13 protein-coding genes are annotated in these 19305 nt (G+C 66.8%); 6 read left to right on the top strand and 7 right to left on the bottom strand.

Annotated features, from left to right (window positions below; all coding sequences use genetic code 11):
- Nucleotides 1-2: 2 nt before the first annotated feature.
- Nucleotides 3-1271 (bottom strand): metal-dependent hydrolase family protein, encoded by a 1269-nt coding sequence (locus tag MHEC_RS12785; RefSeq protein WP_048892694.1) that lies wholly within the window; start codon nt 1269-1271, stop codon nt 3-5.
- Between the two features lie 69 nt (nt 1272-1340).
- On the opposite strand from MHEC_RS12785, the gene fadD11 reads away from it, so the two are divergent.
- From fadD11 to MHEC_RS12760, 5 genes are all read left to right on the top strand, one after another.
- Complete coding sequence (fadD11, locus tag MHEC_RS12780; protein WP_048892695.1) at nt 1341-3167, top strand: fatty acid--CoA ligase FadD11; 1827 nt, start codon at nt 1341-1343, stop codon at nt 3165-3167.
- 193 nt (nt 3168-3360) lie between these two features.
- Complete coding sequence (locus MHEC_RS12775; RefSeq protein WP_201399509.1) at nt 3361-5055, top strand: transposase; 1695 nt, start codon at nt 3361-3363, stop codon at nt 5053-5055.
- A 367-nt stretch (nt 5056-5422) separates the two neighbouring features.
- On the top strand, nt 5423-5860 hold the full coding sequence (locus MHEC_RS12770) for a nitroreductase family deazaflavin-dependent oxidoreductase (protein WP_048893542.1): 438 nt from the start codon (nt 5423-5425) through the stop codon (nt 5858-5860).
- 29 nt (nt 5861-5889) lie between these two features.
- Nucleotides 5890-7170, top strand: a complete 1281-nt coding sequence (gene ilvA / locus MHEC_RS12765; RefSeq protein WP_048893546.1) for a threonine ammonia-lyase — start codon at nt 5890-5892, stop codon at nt 7168-7170.
- Between the two features lie 212 nt (nt 7171-7382).
- Nucleotides 7383-8297: a phosphatase PAP2 family protein gene (locus MHEC_RS12760; RefSeq protein ID WP_082170021.1), complete on the top strand. Its 915-nt coding sequence runs from the start codon at nt 7383-7385 to the stop codon at nt 8295-8297.
- A gap of 6 nt (nt 8298-8303) precedes the next feature.
- Here the strand turns inward: MHEC_RS12760 and treZ are convergent, their stop codons facing one another.
- The 6 genes from treZ to MHEC_RS12730 all read right to left on the bottom strand — a co-directional run bounded on the left by treZ (nt 8304) and on the right by MHEC_RS12730 (nt 18015).
- Nucleotides 8304-10031, bottom strand: coding sequence for a malto-oligosyltrehalose trehalohydrolase (treZ, locus tag MHEC_RS12755; RefSeq protein ID WP_048893544.1), 1728 nt, complete (start codon nt 10029-10031; stop codon nt 8304-8306).
- The gene (gene treY / locus MHEC_RS12750; protein WP_048893541.1) at nt 10024-12321 is read right to left on the bottom strand and encodes a malto-oligosyltrehalose synthase; all 2298 of its coding nucleotides are present in this window, start codon (nt 12319-12321) and stop codon (nt 10024-10026) included. The genes treZ and treY overlap by 8 nt, the downstream gene beginning before the upstream one ends.
- Before the next feature lie 3 nt (nt 12322-12324).
- Nucleotides 12325-14484 carry a glycogen debranching protein GlgX gene (gene glgX, locus MHEC_RS12745; protein WP_048893540.1) on the bottom strand — a complete coding sequence of 720 codons (2160 nt, stop codon included), beginning with the start codon at nt 14482-14484 and terminating at the stop codon, nt 12325-12327.
- Between the two features lie 67 nt (nt 14485-14551).
- Nucleotides 14552-16714: an acyltransferase family protein gene (locus tag MHEC_RS12740; protein ID WP_048893539.1), complete on the bottom strand. Its 2163-nt coding sequence runs from the start codon at nt 16712-16714 to the stop codon at nt 14552-14554.
- 100 nt (nt 16715-16814) lie between these two features.
- Nucleotides 16815-17318 (bottom strand): NlpC/P60 family peptidoglycan-binding protein RipD, encoded by a 504-nt coding sequence (gene ripD / locus MHEC_RS12735; protein WP_048893538.1) that lies wholly within the window; start codon nt 17316-17318, stop codon nt 16815-16817.
- Between the two features lie 214 nt (nt 17319-17532).
- Nucleotides 17533-18015: a hypothetical protein gene (locus tag MHEC_RS12730; RefSeq protein ID WP_372507352.1), complete on the bottom strand. Its 483-nt coding sequence runs from the start codon at nt 18013-18015 to the stop codon at nt 17533-17535.
- A 1-nt stretch (nt 18016) separates the two neighbouring features.
- Here MHEC_RS12730 and MHEC_RS12725 point away from each other — a divergent pair, with 1 nt between their 5' ends.
- A complete protein-coding gene (locus tag MHEC_RS12725; protein WP_048893543.1) occupies nt 18017-19303 on the top strand; it encodes an adenosylmethionine--8-amino-7-oxononanoate transaminase in 1287 nt (428 codons plus the stop codon).
- The last annotated feature ends 2 nt before the right edge of the window (nt 19304-19305 follow it).

The following is a 19305-nucleotide window of genomic DNA, read 5'->3' as shown; positions in this document are numbered from 1 at the left end:
GCCTACCCCGAAATTCCAACCTGCCCCTCTAACTTCGTGGCGGGATTCTTGTAGACGACACCCTCTTTCATCACGAAGTCCACTTGACCGGTGACCTCGATATCGCTGAACGGGTCGCCCGGCATCGCGACCAGATCGGCGATCTTGCCTTCGGCGATCACCCCGAGGTCGTCGAGCTGAAGTAGTTCCGCCGCTACGCTGGTGGCAGCCTGCAGCGCGCGCAGCGGGGTGATCCCGGTGGACACCATCGTCGGGAACTCGCGCCAGTTGTCTTGGTGCGGGAACATTCCCGCATCGGTGCCGAACGCGATGCGGACATTGCTTGCCGCGACGCGCTCGGCGGCGTCCAGCAACGCACCTCGATACTTGCGGGCTTTGCGCTTCGCGTATTCGGGCATGGCCGCCCACAACGGGTCGTCCTCGCCGCGTCGGGCGCCGGAGACGATCGCGTACTGCGTCGGCACCAGAAACACCCCGGTGTCCTCCATCATTCGCAATGTGTCGGCCGAGGCCAGATTTCCGTGTTCGATGCTGCGCACACCGGCCCGCACCGCGCGCCGGATGCCCTCGTCGCCGTAGCTGTGCGGAGTGACCGGCACCCCGAGATCGGTGGCGGTCGCGACCAGCACGTCCATCTCTTCCTGGCTGTAGGTGGCCTGGCCGGGATCGTCGGACGGCGACGCGAACCCACCGGTGGCGGCGAACTTGATCCAATCCGCGCCGGCGCGGATCTCTTGGCGCACCCGGGTGCGGATCTCGTCGCACCCGTCGGCCGCCGCCAATTCCAGCGCCCGCGAGGGGCCTTGGTATTCGTCGGCGACCATTGCGCTGAAGTCGCCATGTCCGCCGCGCGCCGAGATCATGTGCGGCGCCACCAGCATCCGCGGACCCGCCACGGTGCCGGCCGCGATAGCGTCGCGCAGATCGACAGTCGGATAATCGAGGTCGGCACAGGCTAGGTCGCGCACGGTGGTGAAGCCGTTCATCAGCAAGGTCTGCAGCACCGGCACCGACTTCAACGCTTTCGCGACGCTCGAAGCGGTCGCCGCCATGGGGCCGAGTGGCGGCGCCAACGTCACATGCACGTGGCAATCCATGAATCCGGGCGTCAGCGTGTGCCCCGGCAGGTTGATCACCTGCGCGTCAGCAGGCGGCTCGATGGTGTCGCCGATCCGCCGGATCCGGCCGTCGGCCACCAGCACCTGTCGGCGCACCGGCGCATCGGAAAGTCCATCCCACACGTTGGCACCGGTGATCAGGATCGTTGCCATGTCGGCGAACCTACTCCACCGCCGGGCGGGTCTGTGCTCAGATGAGGTAGGCGCAGAAGGAGGACGAAAATGACGTTGGCAGAGCGCCCCACCACCATGTGCGAGGCGTTTCAGCGCACCGCCGCAATCGATCCGGATGCCATAGCACTGCGAACGCCCGGCGGCCACCAGACGTTGACCTGGCGGGACTATGCGGCCCAGGTACGTCGGGTTGCGGCGGGGCTGGCCGGGCTGGGGGTTCGGCGCGCCGACACGGTGTCGCTGATGATGGCGAACCGGATCGAGTTTTACCCACTGGAAGTCGGTGCCCAGCATGTCGGCGCGACGTCGTTCTCGGTGTACAACACGCTGCCCGCCGAGCAGCTGACCTACTTGTTCGACAACGCCGGCACCAAGCTGGTGATGTGCGAGCGGCAATACGTCGACCGGATTCGCGCCAGCGGCGCCCGGCTCGAGCACATCGTCTGCATCGACGGTTCGCCGCGGGGCACCCTGTCCCTGGACGACCTGTACGCCGCCGCGCCGGCTGACTTCGACTTCGAATCCACCTGGCGCGCAGTGCAACCCGACGACATCATCACCCTTATTTACACCTCGGGCACGACGGGCAACCCCAAGGGCGTGGAGATGACGCACGCCAACCTGATGTTCGAAGCGTTCGCGCTGCAAGATGTTCTCGGTGTGCGCTTCGGTGACCGGATCACCTCATTCCTCCCGTCGGCGCATATCGCCGACCGCATGATGGCGTTGTACAACCAGGAGGTGTTCGGCTCCCAGGTCACGGTGGTGTCCGATGCCAAGGCAATCGCCGCGGCCCTGCCCGACGCTCGGCCCACCATTTGGGGCGCGGTGCCGCGAGTGTGGGAAAAGCTCAAAGCCGCAGTAGAATTCGCTGTCACGCATGAGCAGGATGAGGCAAAGCGGCAGGTCTTGCAGTGGGGTATGTCGGTGGCGGCCAGGCGGGCGGCCGCGCTGCTTGCCGGTGAGTCGATATCGGACGAGCTCGCCGCCGACTGGGCCAAAGCCGACGAGCTGGTGCTCTCGAAGCTTCGGGCACGGCTCGGCTTGGGCGAACTGCGCTGGGCGGTCTCTGGTGCAGCGCCCATCCCGAAGGAGACCCTGGGCTTCTTCGCCGGCATCGGCATCCCGATCTGCGAGGTGTGGGGAATGTCGGAGCTGAGCTGCGTGGCCAGCGTCAGCCATCCGCGTGAGGCACGGCTCGGGACGGTTGGCAAGCTGTTGCCGGGGTTGGAGGGCAAGGTCGCCGAGGACGGCGAATTTCTGGTCCGCGGGCCGCTGGTGATGAAGGGCTACCGCAAAGAGCCGGCCAAGACCGCCGAGGTCATCGACGCCGATGGCTGGCTACACACCGGCGACATTCTCGAAATCGACCCTGACGGCTATCTGCGGGTGGTTGACCGAAAGAAGGAGCTGATCATCAACGCCGCCGGCAAGAACATGTCGCCGGCCAATATCGAGAACGCGATCCTGGCCGCGTGCCCGATGATCGGGGCGATGGTCACCGTCGGCGACGGGCGGCCCTACAACACCGCGCTGTTGGTCTTCGACGCCGACTCGGTGGGGCCGCTGGCGGCCCAGCACGGATTGTCCGACGCGTCGCCGGCGGCCCTGGCAGCCAACCCCGACGTGATCGCCCGGATTGCCGCGGGGGTGGCCGAGGGAAACGCCAAACTGTCGCGGGTCGAGCAAATTAAGCGGTTCCGGGTGTTGCCCATCCTGTGGGAGCCGGGCGGTGACGAGATGACCCTGACGATGAAGCTCAAGCGCCGGCCCATCGCCGAAAAATACGCGGCCGAGATCGACGAGCTCTACGCGCCGCAGCCCGGGCCGGACGTCCACGAACCCGCCGTCGCACCCAGCGCACAACTCGCGTGAATTTGGGGGCTAGCCGCGCGGCTGGTGCAGCGCCTTGAGCAGCAGACCCGCGCTCACCGAGACCCCGGCGGCGGCGAGGACCGACGGCGCCACACTGGCGGTGAACACCCCGACTAGGGCGGTGCTGTTTTAGTCGCTGACTTTCGGCGTGCCTGAGCGGATTTCGCGTAGGTGGTCGACGAGGATCTGATGTGTGGCTTTGGGACGGGAGGATCGGCAGGGCCGGTTCGATGACGTGATGCTGCTGGTGGGTGATCAGCTGCCGGCGGGCAGTATTTACCGGCTGTTGGCCGAGCACGGCGGTGCACTGTTTGACGATGACTATTTCGCTGATCTGTTCAAGCGCTCGGCGCTGGGTCGACCGACGGTGCCGGCGCGGGTGATGGCCACAGTGATGCTGCTGCAGGCCTATGAGGGATTGTCGGATCGGGAGGCGTGTGACCGGTTGGCCTTTGATCTGCGCTGGAAAGCGGCCGCCGGGTTGACGGTGGACGCCGAGGCTTTTCATCCCACGGTGCTGGTCGGCATGCGCAACCGGCTACGCGCATCGGATCGGCCACGGCGGTTGTTCGAGGACGTGAACACCACCGCGCGAGCGGCGGGGTTGTTGCGGGGACGACGCCGGGTGCTGGATTCGACGCCGCTGTTGGATGCGGTGGCCACCCAGGACACGGTGATCCAGCTGCGGGCCGCGATCCGCAAACTGCTGACCGTGGCTGATCGGGCCGATCCGGAAGTGGCCGGTGCGGTGCGCACCGTGCTGACCCGCGACGATGACTACGCCAGCCTGGGCAAACCACCGTGTGACTGGGATGACCCCAAAGCGCGTGAAGCCTTGGTCGATGCGCTGGTGCGCGACGCCAACGCCGCACTGGAGGCCCTCGATGGCCGCAAGCTCGATGGGGCACTCAGTGAGGCGGTCGAGTTGTTGGCGCTGGTGGCCGGCCAAGACGTCGAAGCCGGCGACGACGGAATCTTCCGCATTGCCCGGCGAGTGGCCAAAGACCGGATGATCTCCACCGTCGATACCGAAGCCCGCCATGGGCATAAGTCGCGGGCGCGGACCTTCGATGGCTACAAGTCCCATCTGGGTATCGACCCCGACGACGAGCTGATCACCGGGGTGGCCATCACCGCGGCCAACGCCGCCGACCGTGAGGTCATCGATGAGCTGTTGGGCAACCCCGCCACCGACATCAGAAGTGCTGCACCCGCCACCGCCCCCGACACCGACAGCAGCACCGATGCCGCCACCGATGCCGATGCCGATGCCGATGCCGATGAAACGATCACCGATCACGGCGAGCATGTGCACAACGAGTCGGAGCCGAACGTCTTTGAGGTGTATGGCGATTCGGCTTACGCCGATGGGGCCACCCTGGATGAGCAGACCGGGCGGGGTCATGACATGCGCGCCAAGGTGCCCCCGGTGCGCAACGCCAACGGCTATTCCAAAGACCGGTTCGGTATCGACCTGGCCGCCGGCACCGTGACCTGCCCGGCCGAGCACACCGTGGCGATCAGCACCGGCCGACGTCAGCAGGTCGCTCGCTTCGGTGCGTTCTGTGGGTCCTGCCCACTGCAGGCGGAGTGCACCAAAGCCCGTCGCGGGCGGGTGATCACCATCCATGCCCATGAAGCCGCCCTGCAGCACGCCAAGGCCCGCCAACGCGATCCGGCCTGGCAGGCCGATTACCGAACGTATCGGCCGGTCGTGGAACGCAAGATCAGTCACTTCACCCGCCGCCCCTGGGGTGGTCGCAAGGCGCGGTGCCGCGGCCAAAAACGCATCCTGACCGACATCCTGGCCCGAGCAGGAGCGATCAACCTCGCCCGGTTGGCCACCTTGGGCTTGCACCCACACGCCGGGGGTTGGGCCATCGCCTGATCCGGGACCACCGGGCCACCCGGCCACACGGCTACCCCGATCAGATCAGCCAGCGAAAGCCATCACAGCCGTCGAAATCTCGATACCGCCAAATCCCCGCCCCACGGGGGTCACTACATCAGCGCCGTCCTAGCAACAACGTGGCAAAGCCTGCGATGAGGGCCACCACCTTGTATCGGGGCCATGGCACCCCGGCAACCAGCACCTCCCGGGGACCAACCAAGGACCGTAACTGCTGCGGGGTCGTCACGAATTAAAGGTAACGCTTAACTTGATTTTTCGGCCACCCGAAAAGCTGAGAACACGCCAGAACATGGGACGGGCCGGGTGCAAGTCGTCGCGGGCGACCGGCCCTTAAGGTGTCGGTATGCCGCTTTCAGGTGAATACGCACCGAGCCCGCTCGACTGGTCCCGCGAGCAAGCCGAAAAGTACATGGCCTCCGGTGGAACCGAAGGCACCGAGCTGCAGGGAAAGCCCGTCGTGTTGCTGACCACGGTGGGAGCCAAGACCGGCAAACTTCGCAAAACCCCGCTGATGCGGGTCGAACACGAGGGCCAATACGCGATCGTCGCCTCGTTGGGCGGCGCGCCGAGGCACCCCGTGTGGTACCACAACGTCAAGAAGAACCCGCGGGTGGAGCTGCAGGACGGCCCGGTTGCCCGGGACTACGAGGCGCGTGAGGTATTCGGCGACGAAAAGGCACTCTGGTGGCAACGTGCCGTGCAGGTCTGGCCGGACTACGCCAAGTATCAGGCCAGGACCGACCGCCAGATTCCGGTGTTCGTGCTGACCCCCGTCGGCTGAACTGCCTAGTGAATGGCACCATTAACCCGGTGTCCGCCGAACCCAGCCAAGAGCCCGGTGTCCCGCCGCTGTCCGCGGCGGACATCGACGCTGCGGCCAAGCGGATCGCTTCCGTCGTCACACCCACACCGTTGCAGCTGTGTGATCGGTTGTCGGATGCCACCGATGCCACGGTGTACCTCAAACGCGAAGACCTGCAGTCGGTGCGCTCCTACAAACTGCGTGGCGCCTACAACCTGCTGGTACAGCTTTCCGAGGAGGAAATCGCGGCAGGTGTGGTGTGTTCGTCGGCCGGCAACCACGCCCAGGGTTTTGCCTACGCCTGTCGCGCGCTGGGGATTCGTGGCCGGGTATACGTGCCGGCGAAGACGCCTAAGCAGAAGAAGGACCGGATCCGCTATCACGGCGGAGACTTCGTCGAGCTGATCGTCGGCGGGTCGACCTACGACATGGCGGCCGAGGCTGCCCTCGCCGACGTGGCGCACACGGGTGCCACGCTGGTGCCGCCGTACGACGATGTGCGCACCATAGCCGGTCAGGGCACCATCGCCGTTGAACTGCTCGACCAGCTCGACGTCGAGCCCGACCTGGTGGTGGTCCCGGTCGGCGGCGGCGGGTGCGTGGCCGGTATCGCTACCTATCTGGCGGAGCGGACAGCCAACACCTCGGTGCTGGGTGTTGAACCGGCGGGCGCTGCCGCGATGATGGCCGCGCTGGCGGCGGGGGAGCCGGTGACATTAGACCATGTAGACCAGTTCGTCGACGGCGCGGCGGTGAACCGGGCCGGAACGCTTACCTATGCGGCGCTGGCGGCCGCCGGTGACATGGTGTCGATCACCGCGGTCGACGAGGGCGCGGTGTGCACCGCGCTGCTCGATCTCTACCAGCACGAGGGCATCATCGCCGAGCCGGCGGGCGCGTTGTCCGTCGCGGGCCTGCTGGAAGCCGACATTGAACCTGGCTCGACGGTTGTGTGTTTGATCTCGGGGGGCAACAACGACGTGTCCCGCTACGGGGAGATCCTCGAGCGCTCGCTGGTCCACCTCGGCCTCAAGCACTACTTCCTGGTCGACTTTCCGCAGGAACCCGGCGCGCTGCGCCGTTTCCTCGACCAAGTGCTGGGACCCAACGACGACATCACGCTGTTCGAGTACGTCAAGCGCAACAACCGGGAAACCGGCGAGGCGCTGGTCGGCATCGAACTGGGATCAGCCGCCGACCTCGACGGGCTGCTCGCGCGGATGCGGGCCACCGACTTGCACATCGAAGTGCTCGAGCCGGGCTCACCGGCGTACCGCTATTTGCTGTGACGGCGTTTCCTGTGCCGTAACCGGTAGGCGGCGCGGTTGAATCCTCCCGCCCAGGACAACGTTCCGGCGTCGGCGGATCGGTTTGGACAGCGACACCGACGTTGGCGTCCGCATCCGCCGGGTGCTCGCGAAACGCTGCCTGTCGATCTGAGGAGCGCCCGGCACGAGGACCGCACGTCGGCCGCCGGGCCTTTCCTGGTTGGATTTCGATCATGACGTACGGCCCGGGGGCACAGGATTTTGGCCTGGTCAGCGTCGGCGTCCTGGTTTCGCTGATCCTGCTGGCCGCAGCGGCGGTTTGGGTGGCTCGCAGTCGGGATCTGGTCCCCGTGCTGTGGGCTCGCCTACGAAACATCGCCGCAGTCACGCGGGCCGAAGCCTGGGCCCGGGAGACATGGCACGACCGGGGATGGTCGGTGCCGCGCCGGTGGCCGCGGTTCGAGGTGGCCGGGGTGGCATTGCTTATCGGGTTGGCCGTCGTCGTGGCGCTGGGGGCCGGCTTTACCGAGGTGCTCGACGACGTGCTCGAGGGTGACGGGATCGCCGGTATCGACCAACCAGCCGCTCGATGGCTGGCAACGCATCGCGACCTGTGGATGACTACGGCATTGCGAGCGATCACCGGTGCGGGCGGGGGCGCCGCGTCGGGTGCCGTGGCCGCCAGTGCCTGCGCGGTCGCCAGCTGGCGGGCTCGATCCTGGGCACCAGTGGTGTTCGGCCTCGCTGGTGCCGGCGGGATCACGCTGGTGCTGTTCACCGCCAAAGCCCTGGTGGTCCGGGACCGTCCGCCCTTGCCGTTCGCGGCGATCGCCGCGGACGGATATTCGTTTCCCTCCGGCCACGCCGCCGGCGCCGCTGCGGGCGCGTCTCTGTCTGTGTGGATGCTGACGCGATGGCTGATTACCTGCTGGGCGGGCAGGGTGGCGGCGTGGACCGTCGCGATCGGTGTTGCCGCCGTGATGGGGTTCTCCCGTGTCTATCTCGGGGTGCACTACATCAGCGATGTGGTGGCCGGCTGGCTGCTGGGTGCGGCGTGGGCAGGTGCGGTCATGGTGATCGGTTCGTGGTGGGACAACACGCGACGTGCCCGCACGCGCCAGCCGGTTTCCGGTGACCGGACGGCTTGACGGCGATCAGCCGCGGGCACGCAGAACCGCGAACGAATGCCCGGGCAGCACACAGTGCTCGACGCTCGCCGAGGGCTGGCCTGAAGCCAGCACCACCTCGCCGCCGGCCGGCACACTCACCGCGTCGGCGCCGAGATTGCAGGCGACGGTGAACCGGCCGCGGCGCATGGTGATCCAGCGTTGACCCTCGTCATAGTCGACGTCCAGATGCTCCAGCCACGGGTCGGCGAAATCAGATTCTCTGCGCCGCAACGCGATCAAATCCTGATAGAGCCTCAGCAGGCGAGCATGCTCACCGGCGGCGGCCTCGTCCCAGTCAAGCTTCGAGCGCTGGAATGTTCTCGGGTCCTGCGGGTCTGGGATCTCGTCGGCCTCCCAGCCGTGCTGGGCGAACTCCTTCCTGCGCCCCTCCGCGGTGGCCTGAGCGAGCTCGGGTTCTGGATGCGAGCTGAAAAACTGGAACGGTCGTGACGAGCCCCATTCCTCGCCCATGAAAAGCATTGCTGTATAAGGTGATCCGAGCACCAGAGCAGCTTTGACGGCAAGCTGGCCGAAGCTGAGATTCTGCGACGGACGGTCGCCGAGTGCCCGATTGCCCACCTGGTCGTGGGTGCAGGTGTAGGCCAGCAGCCGGGTGGCCGGAATCCTCGACGTGTCCAGCGGCCGGCCGTGGCGGCGGCCCCGAAACGACGAGTACGTGGCAGCGTGGAAGAAGCCGTGCCGCAATGTGTGCGCCAGTGTGGCCAGCGAGCCGAAATCCGCGTAGTAGCCCTGCCGTTCACCGGAGACCGCCGCGTGGATGGCGTGATGGATATCGTCGTCCCACTGCGCGGTCAGGCCGTAGCCGCCCTGCTCGCGCGGGGTAATCAACCGCGGGTCGTTGAGGTCGCTTTCGGCGATCAGCGACAGCGGGCGGCCCAATTGCTGCGACAACCGATCGGTTTCGGCGGCGAGCTCTTCGACGATGTGTATGGCGGTGGTGTCCACCAGCGCGTGCACCGCGTCCAGTCGCAGGCCGTCGGCGTGAAAGTCGGCCATCCAGCGCAGCGCGCAGTCGATGATATAGCGGCGCACCTCATCGGAGCCAGCGCCGGCGATGTTGATGCCCTCGCCCCACGGATTGCTCGCCGACGACAGGTATGGCCCGAACCGTGGCAGGTAGTTGCCCGACGGGCCGAGATGGTTGAACACGACATCGATCAGGACACCCAGGCCGCGGGCATGGCAGGCGTCGACGAACCGGACGAGCCCGTCCGGGCCGCCGTAGGGTTCGTGCACCGAATACCACAGCACACCGTCGTATCCCCAGCCATGTGTGCCGGAGAACGAGTTGACCGGCATCAATTCGACAAAGTCGACGCCCAGATCCGCGAGATAATCCAGCTTTTCGATCGCCGCATCGAAAGTTCCTGTCGGCGTGAACGTTCCGATGTGCAACTCGTAGATCACCGCGCCCTCCACGGAGCGCCCGGTCCATTCGTTATCGGTCCATGCCGCAGCAGCGGGCTCCCACAGCTGGGACCGTGCGTGCACGCCCTCAGGCTGGCGCGGAGAGCGCGGGTCGGGCAACACCGCGGGATCGTTGTCGAGCAGAAAACCGTAGCGGGAGTTCGACATCGCGTCGACGGTGGCGCGCCACCAGCCACCGTCGACGCGTGTCATCGGGTAGACCACGCCGTCGACGTCGAGACGCACTCGTTCGGGTTTGGGTGCCCAGACCGCGAATTCACGCATCGGCACGCTCCAGCAACGCCACCGGAAAGTCGGTGAACAGCACAGCAGTCGGCGTCGCGCCGGTGAACACCGCGCCGCTGAGGGTGTCGCGCCACCGGCCGTCGGGCAGTGGCACCATCGTGTCGCCCCAGCCGGTTTCGTCGAGCCGGAACGTCCAGCGGGAGACGGCGACCACGACGTCGTCACCGCGGCCGAACGCCACGACATGATCGGCTGCCGCCCCGGTGGCGAGTAGCGGACGGTAATCGCCGCGCAGGAACGTGTCCGGGCGAGCTCGTCGCAGTCGCAGCGCTGCTGCGACAACACGAATCTTTGGGTGCTGCAACGACTTCAACGCTTGGCGGCGGATTGTGTAGTCGACTGGACGCCGGTTGTCGGGATCGACCAGGCGGTCGTCCCACAATTCGGTGCCCTGATAGACATCGGGGACACCGGGCACGGTCAACGCGAGCAACTTCTGGCCCAGCGCGTCGTTTTCCGCGTGCGGGTTGAGCTGGCCGACAAGCTGGGTCAGCTCACGGGCGACGGGCCCGTCGAGCACGATGTCGAGCCAGGAGTGTACTGCGCCCTCGAATTCGGTGTTCGGTTCGTGCCACGAGGTGTGCAATGCGGCTTCCCGGATCGCTTTTTCGGTGTAGCCGTGCAACCTGTCGCGCAGCTCGCCGGTGACCTTGCCGCTGACCGGCCACACACCGAAGATGTTCTGCCACAGAAACAATCCGGTAGCGATGTCGGGTGAGGGCGCGAGTTGCTCCCAGCGGGTGACGAACTCTCGCCACAGTGACGGCACTTGCGAGAGCACGCCGATGCGGGCGCGGACGTCCTCGCTGCGCTTGGTGTCGTGGGTGGTCAGTGTCGTCATGGTGTACGGCCACAGCCGGGCACGCATCGCGGCCCGGTAGTGGAATTCGGCGGCGCTGACACCGAACCGCCGGGGCTCACCGCCCACTTCGTTCAGCGACACCAGCCGGGCGTCCCGGTAGAACAGGCAGTCCTCGACCGCCTTGGCGGTGACCGCGCCGCACAACTGCTGCAGCCGTGTCGCGGGTTCACCCCCGCTGGCCAGCGCGGCGGCGACGATCTGCAGCGGCGGAACCAATTCCGGGGTGGCCGCCGCGGTTTGGGCCAGTGCTCTGGGCAGCGTCGCGGCCAGGCCGGGATAGTCGCAGCGGTAGACGTCGATGTAGCCGAGCAGCGCCGCCACCGCGTGCGGCAGCTGCGGATGGTCGGCACCGACCGCGGCGACGATACTGCGCCGCAGCCTGCCCAACTCGCTGCCCAGGGTGTCGGCGGCCACGGTGGCCTTGAGGCTCCGTACCAGCGCCGGCATGCCGGCATCGTCGACACCGGCGGATTCGAACAGCGCCGTGAGCTCTGCGGCCCCCGCCGGGTCGAGGAAAACGCCTCCGACCTCTCGCAGCACGTCGTAGCCGGTGGTGCCGGCCACCGGCAGCGTCGGCTCCAACGCCTCGTCGACGCCCAAGATCTTTTCGATCACGATCCAGGCGTCGGGCCCCACCAGGTCACGCAGCCACGCCAAATAGCCGGTGGGGGTGGCAAGCCCGTCGGGGTGATCGACGCGGACCCCGTCGACCAGTCCGTCGGAAAACCAGCGGGCGACCTCGGCATGCCAGGCATCGAACACCACGCGGTCCTCCTGCCGCAGCCCGGCCAGCGACGTGATCGAAAAGAAACGCCGATAACCGCAGACCCCGTTGCGCCACCCCACCAGCCGATAATGCTGACGGTCATGGATTTCCGCAGGACTGCCGCCACCGCTGCCGGGAGCGATCGGCAACACCAGATCGCCGAGTCGCAGCCGGTCGCCATCCACCGCGAGCTCGGTAAGGTCGTCGTCGGAACCTAACAGCGGCAAGAGGATTCGGCCATCACCTACGTCCCAGTCGATGTCGAAAAACCGCGCATAGCGCGACGACCGGCCATGGGTGAGCACGTCCCACCACCACGGGTTTTGCTCGGGTTTGTCGATGCCGACGTGGTTAGGCACGATGTCTACCACCAGTCCCATCCCGCGTTCTCGCGCTGCGGCTGAAAGCCGCGCCAAACCCTCGGCGCCGCCGAGTTCGGCGGACACCGTCGTCGGGTCGGTGACGTCGTAGCCGTGCGGCGAGCCGCGGACCGCGGTCATGACCGGGGACAGGTAGAGGTGGGAAACTCCGAGCTCGTCGAGATAGTCGAGCAGGGCTTCGGCGTCGGCGAAGGTGAACCCGAATCCGCTCTGGGCGCCGCGCAGCTGTAACCGGTAGGTCGACAGTACCGGAAACGCCATATGTCAGGCGGTCTTACGCAGGATAAGCACCGAACGGCCCGCGACGGCGACCTTGTCGCCCGCGTTGATGACCAGGTCCGCAGCGCCAGTGGGATCGGTGGTGTCCAGCTCTGCAGTCCACTCGTTGGCGTAATCGCCGTCGGGAATCACGAACTCAACCTGGTCGTCGTGAGCGTTGAAACACAACAGGAACGAGTCGTCGACGATGCGCTCGCCGCGCGCGTCGGGTTCGCGAATGGCGTTGCCGTTGAGGAATACCGCCACGCACTTGTCGAAACCCCTGTCCCAGTCCTCCTGGGTCATCTCGCGTCCGCTTGCTGTCAGCCACGCGATGTCGCGCAGCTCGTCGTCGCGGCGCATGGGCCGGCCCTCGAAGAAGCGGCGGCGACGAAACACCGGATGGTTTTTGCGAAATTGTGTCACTTTGCGGGTGAAGGCAAGCAAATCGGCATTCTTCTCCGCCAGCGACCAGTCCATCCAGGACAGCTCGGAGTCTTGACAGTAGACGTTGTTGTTGCCGTGCTGGGTGCGCCCGAACTCGTCGCCATGGGCGATCATCGGGGTGCCTTGACTGACCATCAGGGTGGCCAGGATGTTGCGCATTTGACGGCCGCGCAGCGCCAAAATTTCGGGGTCGTCGGTGGGACCCTCGACGCCGCAGTTCCATGACCGGTTGTGGCTTTCTCCGTCGAGGTTGTCCTCGCCGTTGGCTTCGTTGTGCTTCTCGTTGTACGAGACCAGGTCGGCCAGCGTGAACCCGTCGTGGCAGGTGACGAAATTGATACTGGCACTTGGCCGCCGGCCGGTCGCCTCGTAGAGGTCCGACGACCCGGTCAGTCGGGAAGCGAATTCGCCAAGGGTCGCCGGCTCACCGCGCCAGTAGTCACGCACAGTATCGCGGTATTTCCCGTTCCATTCGGTCCATAAACCCGGGAAGTTGCCTACCTGGTAGCCACCTTCGCCGACATCCCACGGTTCGGCGATCAACTTGACCTGACTGACCACCGGGTCTTGCTGCACCAGGTCGAAAAACGCGCTCAGTCGGTCGACGTCGTAGAATTCGCGGGCCAGTGTGGAGGCCAGGTCGAACCGGAACCCGTCGACGTGCATCTCGGTCACCCAGTAGCGCAGCGAGTCCATGATCAGCTGCAAAGTGTGCGGGTGCCGGGCGTTGAGGCTGTTGCCGGTGCCGGTGAAATCCTTGTAGAAGCGTGGGTCGTCGTCGTCGAGCCGGTAGTACGCAGCGTTGTCGATACCGCGGAAGTTGATGGTCGGGCCGAGGTGGTTGCCCTCGGCGGTGTGGTTGTAGACGACGTCGAGGATGACCTCGATGCCTTCTTCGTGGAAGGTCCTGACCATGGCTTTGAATTCGCCCACCGCGCCGCCGGGCTCACGAGACGACGCGTATTCGTGGTGCGGGGCGAAGAAGCCGAAAGTGTTGTACCCCCAGTAGTTTCGTAGGCCCATCTCCAGCAGCCGACTGTCGTGCATGAACTGGTGCACCGGCATCAATTCGATCGCCGTGACGTTCAGGGACTTGAGATGGTCGATGATCGCCGGGTGGGCCAGGCCGGCGTAGGTGCCGCGCAGCTCCTCGGGGATCGCCGGGTGGGTCTGCGTCATGCCCTTGACGTGTGCTTCGTAGATCACCGTTTCGTGGTAGGGGGTGCGCGGCGCCCGGTCGAATGCCCAGTCGAAGAACGGATTGATCACCACGCTGGTCATGGTGTGCCCCAGTGAGTCGACCATGGGCGGAGTGCCGGTCTCTCCGGGTTCGGCGCCTTCGGAGTTGACGAATTGCATGTCGTAGGAGAACAGCGCCTGGCAGAAGTCGAACTCGCCGTGAAAGGCCTTGCCGTAGGGGTCCAGCAGCAGCTTGCTCGGATCGCACCGATGGCCGGCCGCCGGCTCGAACGGGCCGTGCACCCGAAACCCGTAGCGCTGGCCGGGTCCGACGCCCGGCAGATAGGCGTGCCAGACGTAGCCGTCGACCTCGTCGAGGTTGATGCGGGTTTCGGTGTTGTCGTCGATCAAGCACAGCTCGACTTTGTGGGCGATCTCGGAGAACAGCGCGAAGTTGGTGCCCGCACCGTCGTAGGTGGCGCCGAGCGGATAGCTGTTGCCCGGCCACACGGTGGGCAGCGTTGGTGCGGTGTCAGTCATGTCCGTGTTCGGTTGTCTCGGCGGCATCACTCGACTGTATCCGCGTCGCGTGGCAGACGCTCAGGCCTCACCACCAGCCGGTGGCGGCCGCGATCTGCCGTCCGAGTTCACCGGCGAGGGTGCGCATGTAGGTGGCCGACAGGTGATGAGCGTCATGGTAGATCAACACGTTTCCCTCGACGGCCCGACAGATGTCGGCGCGGCAGATCGCATCACTGAGGTCAAGCGGTTTGAGCCCCGGGAACTGCTCGACGAAGTCCAGGGTGGGGTTGTGATCGGCCAGCACGTCGGAGCGTTTGACCCCGCACGAGGATGCGCTGCCGCCCTTGGCCAGGCAGTCCGCGGGTTCGAACGGCCGGCCGTCCTTGACCAGCCACGGCGTGTCCCGCATGGCCAGCACGGGAATGTTGTTGTCCGCGAACGTCTGCCAGATCCCGATATAGGTCGCCGGCATCACGTCACCAGGTTTGATGTTCCACGGTCGAGTGGACGTGGTGAACACGTAGTCCGGACGGTCGGCGATGAGCTTGGCCATCGTCTTTTGCACCCACTCGTGGCACTGCGGGTAGGCGGCGTTGTTGCCCATGATCAGCGGGACTTCCTCGGTGGACAGCGGACAGCCCATCTTGAGGTAGGTCACGACCTTGAAGTGATGCCTGCGGCCGAGCAGATCCAGCGCGGTGATCCAGTGCTCGGCGTGCGACCCGCCGGCCAGCGCGATGGTCCGTGTGGCGTTGGCGTCGCCGTAGGTGCAGTTGATCAGCGCCGGGTTGGCCCAGTCGCTGATGCAGCCGTCTTTGGTCGACAGCGGCAAATCGTTTTTGGCTTCCAGCACCGTGGGCCGCATCCGCAGCTTGGGCACCCGCACATGCTTGACCAGAGCACGCGCCCCCGGGTAGTCGCGTGCGCTGAGCCCGCTGAGCTCCTTGCCGTCGGCGCGCTGCACGGTGACGTGCTCACGCCACGTGAATGAGGTCGCGGTCAGGGTTACGCCCAGCAGCGCCACCACCGATCCCAGCGCCATCGTCGGCCGGCGCAGCCGCGACCGCCAGGGCACCGCGGGCGCCTGCGTCACGGCGTGGACCGGGGCGCGGTAGCGCAGCGGATCCTCGACGTAGCGCATCGTGAAATAGGCGAGCACGCCGGAGATGACCAGCACGGCCGTGCCCTCGACGACGTTGGCGCGCCGATGCCCGGTATAGGCCAGCCAGAAGATCAGCAGCGGCCAGTGCCACAGGTACAGCGAATAGGCCATGGCGCCGAGCGTCATCAACGGGCCCGCAGCCAGCAGCCGGTTGGGCAGCGGCATGCGACCGCCGATGTCCGGGTCGGCGTGGCGGTTGGCGCCGGCGAGGATCATCAGCACCGTCGCGCCCACCGGTACCAACGCCCACGGCCCCGGGAATTCCCTGACGCCGTCGATGAGCGCACCGCAGGACAGGATCGCTGCCAGCGCGACCGTGGCGAGCAGCGTGCGCAGCCACATCGGCCAGCGGATGTAGGGCACCAGCGCGCCGACGAGCGCTCCCAGCAGCAGCTCCCATGCCCGCGCGAAACTGTCGTAGTAGGCCATCGCCTGGTTGGTCTGGTGGGCGAGGATCGCATACCCGAACGACGCCGCGGTCAGCGCGCCGAGCAGCACGACGAACAGCGTCCGCAGCCGCGGGCCGAGAGATCGGCGCAGCGCGTACGCACAACCGAACACCAGCGCCAAAAACGCGAGGTAGAACTGGCCCTGCACCGACATCGACCAGATGTGCTGCAGCGGGCTGACGGCCTCCCCGGCCCGCAGGTAGTCGCCTGCTGTGCGGGCCAGCTCCCAGTTCTGGAAGTAGCCAAGGCTGGCCAGGCTCTGGTCGGCGAAGGTTTCCCACCGGGTCTGCGGCTGGATCAGGATGGTCAGCACCGCGGACCCGGCAAGCACGACGACCAGTGCGGGCAGCAGCCGTCGCACCAGCCGGATTGCCTCCGGCACGGGTGACAGCGACGCCACCGGGTTGAGCGCGGTCCGCAACACCTTGCCGCCGAAGAAGAATCCCGACAGCGCCAAGAACACGTCGACCCCGCCGGACACCCGGCCGAACCAGACGTGGAACATCGCGACCAGCGCGATCGCGATGCCGCGCAGGCCGTCCAGGTCGTGGCGGTAGAACCCTGACTGGCGAGCACCGCTCGCGGCAGCGGCAGGCCGGCGAGCGGCAACCGGGCGGATCGCGGGGAGGGTCAGCATGATCGCCAGACAATCTACCTAACCGGTTCCCCGGCCGAGCGGACGCAAAAGCACCCCCATCCTGGCCCACATGGCCGCTTTTGCGTCTGCTCGGCGCAAGTCAGGAGTCGATGATCCGGGTCAGGTAGGGCGTCATGTTGGTGGTGCGTGCCGCCGACACCGTCACCGCCGGATCAGTGGCCTCGATCATCTGTCCGTTGCCGAGGTAGATCGCGACGCTTTGGCTGCCGCCGGGGCCATAGCAGATCAGGTCGCCCGGTCGGGCCTGCGCCGGCGGGATTTTGCGGCCGACGTTGCACTGCTCGCCCGAGGTCCGCGGCATCTTGATGCCGGCGCCGGCGAAGGCGTACTGAACCAGGCCCGAGGCGTCGAATCCGACGGTGTTGGCGTGTAGGCCGGTGCCGCGGGTCGGCCCCGCGACGTTGCCCCCGCCGTACAGGTACGGCACGCCGCGCTGGGACAACGCGCGCTGGATCACGTAGTTGATGGCCTGCTGGTGGCTGGCTGACACGACGTTCGTATCAGCGCTCGCCATGCCGGGCGTGCCGGCCAACCCCGCCGCCAACGCGGCCGCACCGATGGCGGCGGCGTAGCTGCGCCTCATTCGAATCCACCCCTCTCGGTCACAACGCTCCGTGCACGACCGCCACGGCAGTCACACGAGTCACTACAGACACTTTGACAACAGATGGTCGTGGTGGCCACTGCCGGGGCGGCCGTGCGAAGGATTTTTGTCGTACTGTGACCGAACGGTGACCGCTGGTGGCCGAATCCTCTGCGGTCCGTTGTGATTTCGGTCTCACGTCGGCGACGCGGCGTCAATGACCGTACTGTTCGCTGAATGCGGTCATCACCGACCCGGCCACCGAGCTGAGGGCGACGATGGCCACCGCCAGCAGCGGCCAGAAGAACAGGTACCAGCCCTTCACCAGGGACACGAACGGGCCGATGACCGCCGCGGCGCACGCCGCACCCAAACCGCCCCATACCACCGGGTAGATCCAGTAGTTGATGCCCAACGGTGCGGGGGCGCAACTGTCCGCCGCGCAGACGTCGGCCACAAAGCCGAAAAGCCGCGACGGCAACGTCGTCGTGGTGGCCGCGACAATGACCAGCGTCAGCGTGGCAACGGTGCAGATCACGTCCCAGCGAGCCAGCCGCAGCCGACGTTTCGGCGGGCGGCTGTTGCCCGGGTAGGGGTGACGAGGCTCATCCGGCAAGGCCATGCCGGTCAATGCTCCCCGATGGTGGCCGGTTCCGCGAACCGGCGGCCGCATACCGGCTGGATTACGCTCGGTCATCGTGCCCGCGTTGACGCCAGCGCAGATCAGCGCGATCGACGCCGCCCACCTGTGGCACCCGTACAGCACGATCGGCGCCGAGGCGGTGCCGCCGGTGGTGGCCGTCGGCGCGCGCGGCGCGTGGCTGACCCTGATCCGCGACGGCGAGCCGATCGACGCGCTGGACGCGATGAGCTCATGGTGGACCGCGATCCACGGTCATGGCCACCCGGTCCTTGACGCCGCGCTGACCACGCAACTGGACACGATGAACCATGTCATGTTCGGCGGCCTCACCCATGAGCCCGCGGCGCGGCTGGCCCAGCTACTGGTGGACATCACCCCGGCCGGGCTGGAAACGGTGTTTTTCTGCGACTCCGGGTCGGTGTCGGTCGAAGTCGCGGTGAAGATGGCGTTGCAGTACTGGCGCAGTCAAGGCCGGACCGGCAAGACGCGGCTGATGACCTGGCGCGGCGGCTACCACGGCGACACGTTCACCTCGATGAGCATCTGCGATCCCGACGGCGGCATGCACTCGCTGTGGACCGACGTGCTCGCCGAGCAGGTGTTCGCCCCGCAGGTGCCGCGCGACTACGACCCGGGCTACAGCGCGGCGTTCGAGGCTCAGCTGGCCGAGCACGCCGGCGAGCTGGCGGCCGTGGTCGTCGAACCGGTGGTGCAGGGCGCGGGCGGGATGCGCTTCCACGACCCCCGCTACCTGGTGGACCTGCGCGACATCTGCGGCCGGCACGGGGTGTTGCTGATCTTCGACGAGATCGCCACCGGTTTCGGGCGCACCGGCGAGCTGTTCGCCGCCGACCACGTCGAGGTCAGCCCGGACATCATGTGTGTCGGCAAGGCGCTCACCGGTGGCTACCTGAGCCTGGCCGCAACGCTGTGCACCGCTGACGTCGCACACGGCATCAGCGCCGCGGGTCCGCTGCTGCACGGGCCCACCTTCATGGCCAACCCGCTGGCCTGCGCGGTGTCGGTGGCCAGTATCGAGTTGCTGCTGCGGCACGACTGGCGCGCGGCGGTGGGCGAGATCAGCGCCGGGCTCACCGCCGGGCTGCAGCCGGCCCGGGCGCTGCCGGCCGTGACCGATGTGCGGGTATGCGGCGCCATCGGCGTCATCGAATGCGACCGGCCCGTCGATTTGGCCGTCGCCACCCCGGCCGCGCTGGACCACGGCGTGTGGCTGCGACCGTTCCGCAACCTCATCTACGCGATGCCGCCGTTCATCTGCGGGGCCGACGAGATCGCGCAGATCACCTCGGCGATGGTCGAGGTGGCTCGCCTCGTAGGCTGAAC

Source organism: Mycobacterium heckeshornense (assembly GCF_016592155.1).
GTDB classification, from domain to species: Bacteria; Actinomycetota; Actinomycetes; order Mycobacteriales; family Mycobacteriaceae; genus Mycobacterium; species Mycobacterium heckeshornense.
Note: the sequence above shows the minus strand (reverse complement) of the source record. Positions and strands in the feature narration are given on the sequence as shown.

Coding starts and splice junctions, on each gene's coding strand:
- MHEC_RS12770 (WP_048893542.1), top strand. CDS start 5,423: ATGCCGCTTTCAGGTGAATACGCACCGAGCCCGCTCGACTGGTCCCGC.
- MHEC_RS12760 (WP_082170021.1), top strand. CDS start 7,383: ATGACGTACGGCCCGGGGGCACAGGATTTTGGCCTGGTCAGCGTCGGC.
- MHEC_RS12730 (WP_372507352.1), bottom strand. CDS start 18,015: ATGACCGAGCGTAATCCAGCCGGTATGCGGCCGCCGGTTCGCGGAACC.
- ripD (WP_048893538.1), bottom strand. CDS start 17,318: ATGAGGCGCAGCTACGCCGCCGCCATCGGTGCGGCCGCGTTGGCGGCG.
- glgX (WP_048893540.1), bottom strand. CDS start 14,484: ATGACTGACACCGCACCAACGCTGCCCACCGTGTGGCCGGGCAACAGC.
- fadD11 (WP_048892695.1), top strand. CDS start 1,341: ATGACGTTGGCAGAGCGCCCCACCACCATGTGCGAGGCGTTTCAGCGC.
- treY (WP_048893541.1), bottom strand. CDS start 12,321: ATGGCGTTTCCGGTACTGTCGACCTACCGGTTACAGCTGCGCGGCGCC.
- MHEC_RS12740 (WP_048893539.1), bottom strand. CDS start 16,714: ATGCTGACCCTCCCCGCGATCCGCCCGGTTGCCGCTCGCCGGCCTGCC.
- MHEC_RS12785 (WP_048892694.1), bottom strand. CDS start 1,271: ATGGCAACGATCCTGATCACCGGTGCCAACGTGTGGGATGGACTTTCC.
- treZ (WP_048893544.1), bottom strand. CDS start 10,031: ATGCGTGAATTCGCGGTCTGGGCACCCAAACCCGAACGAGTGCGTCTC.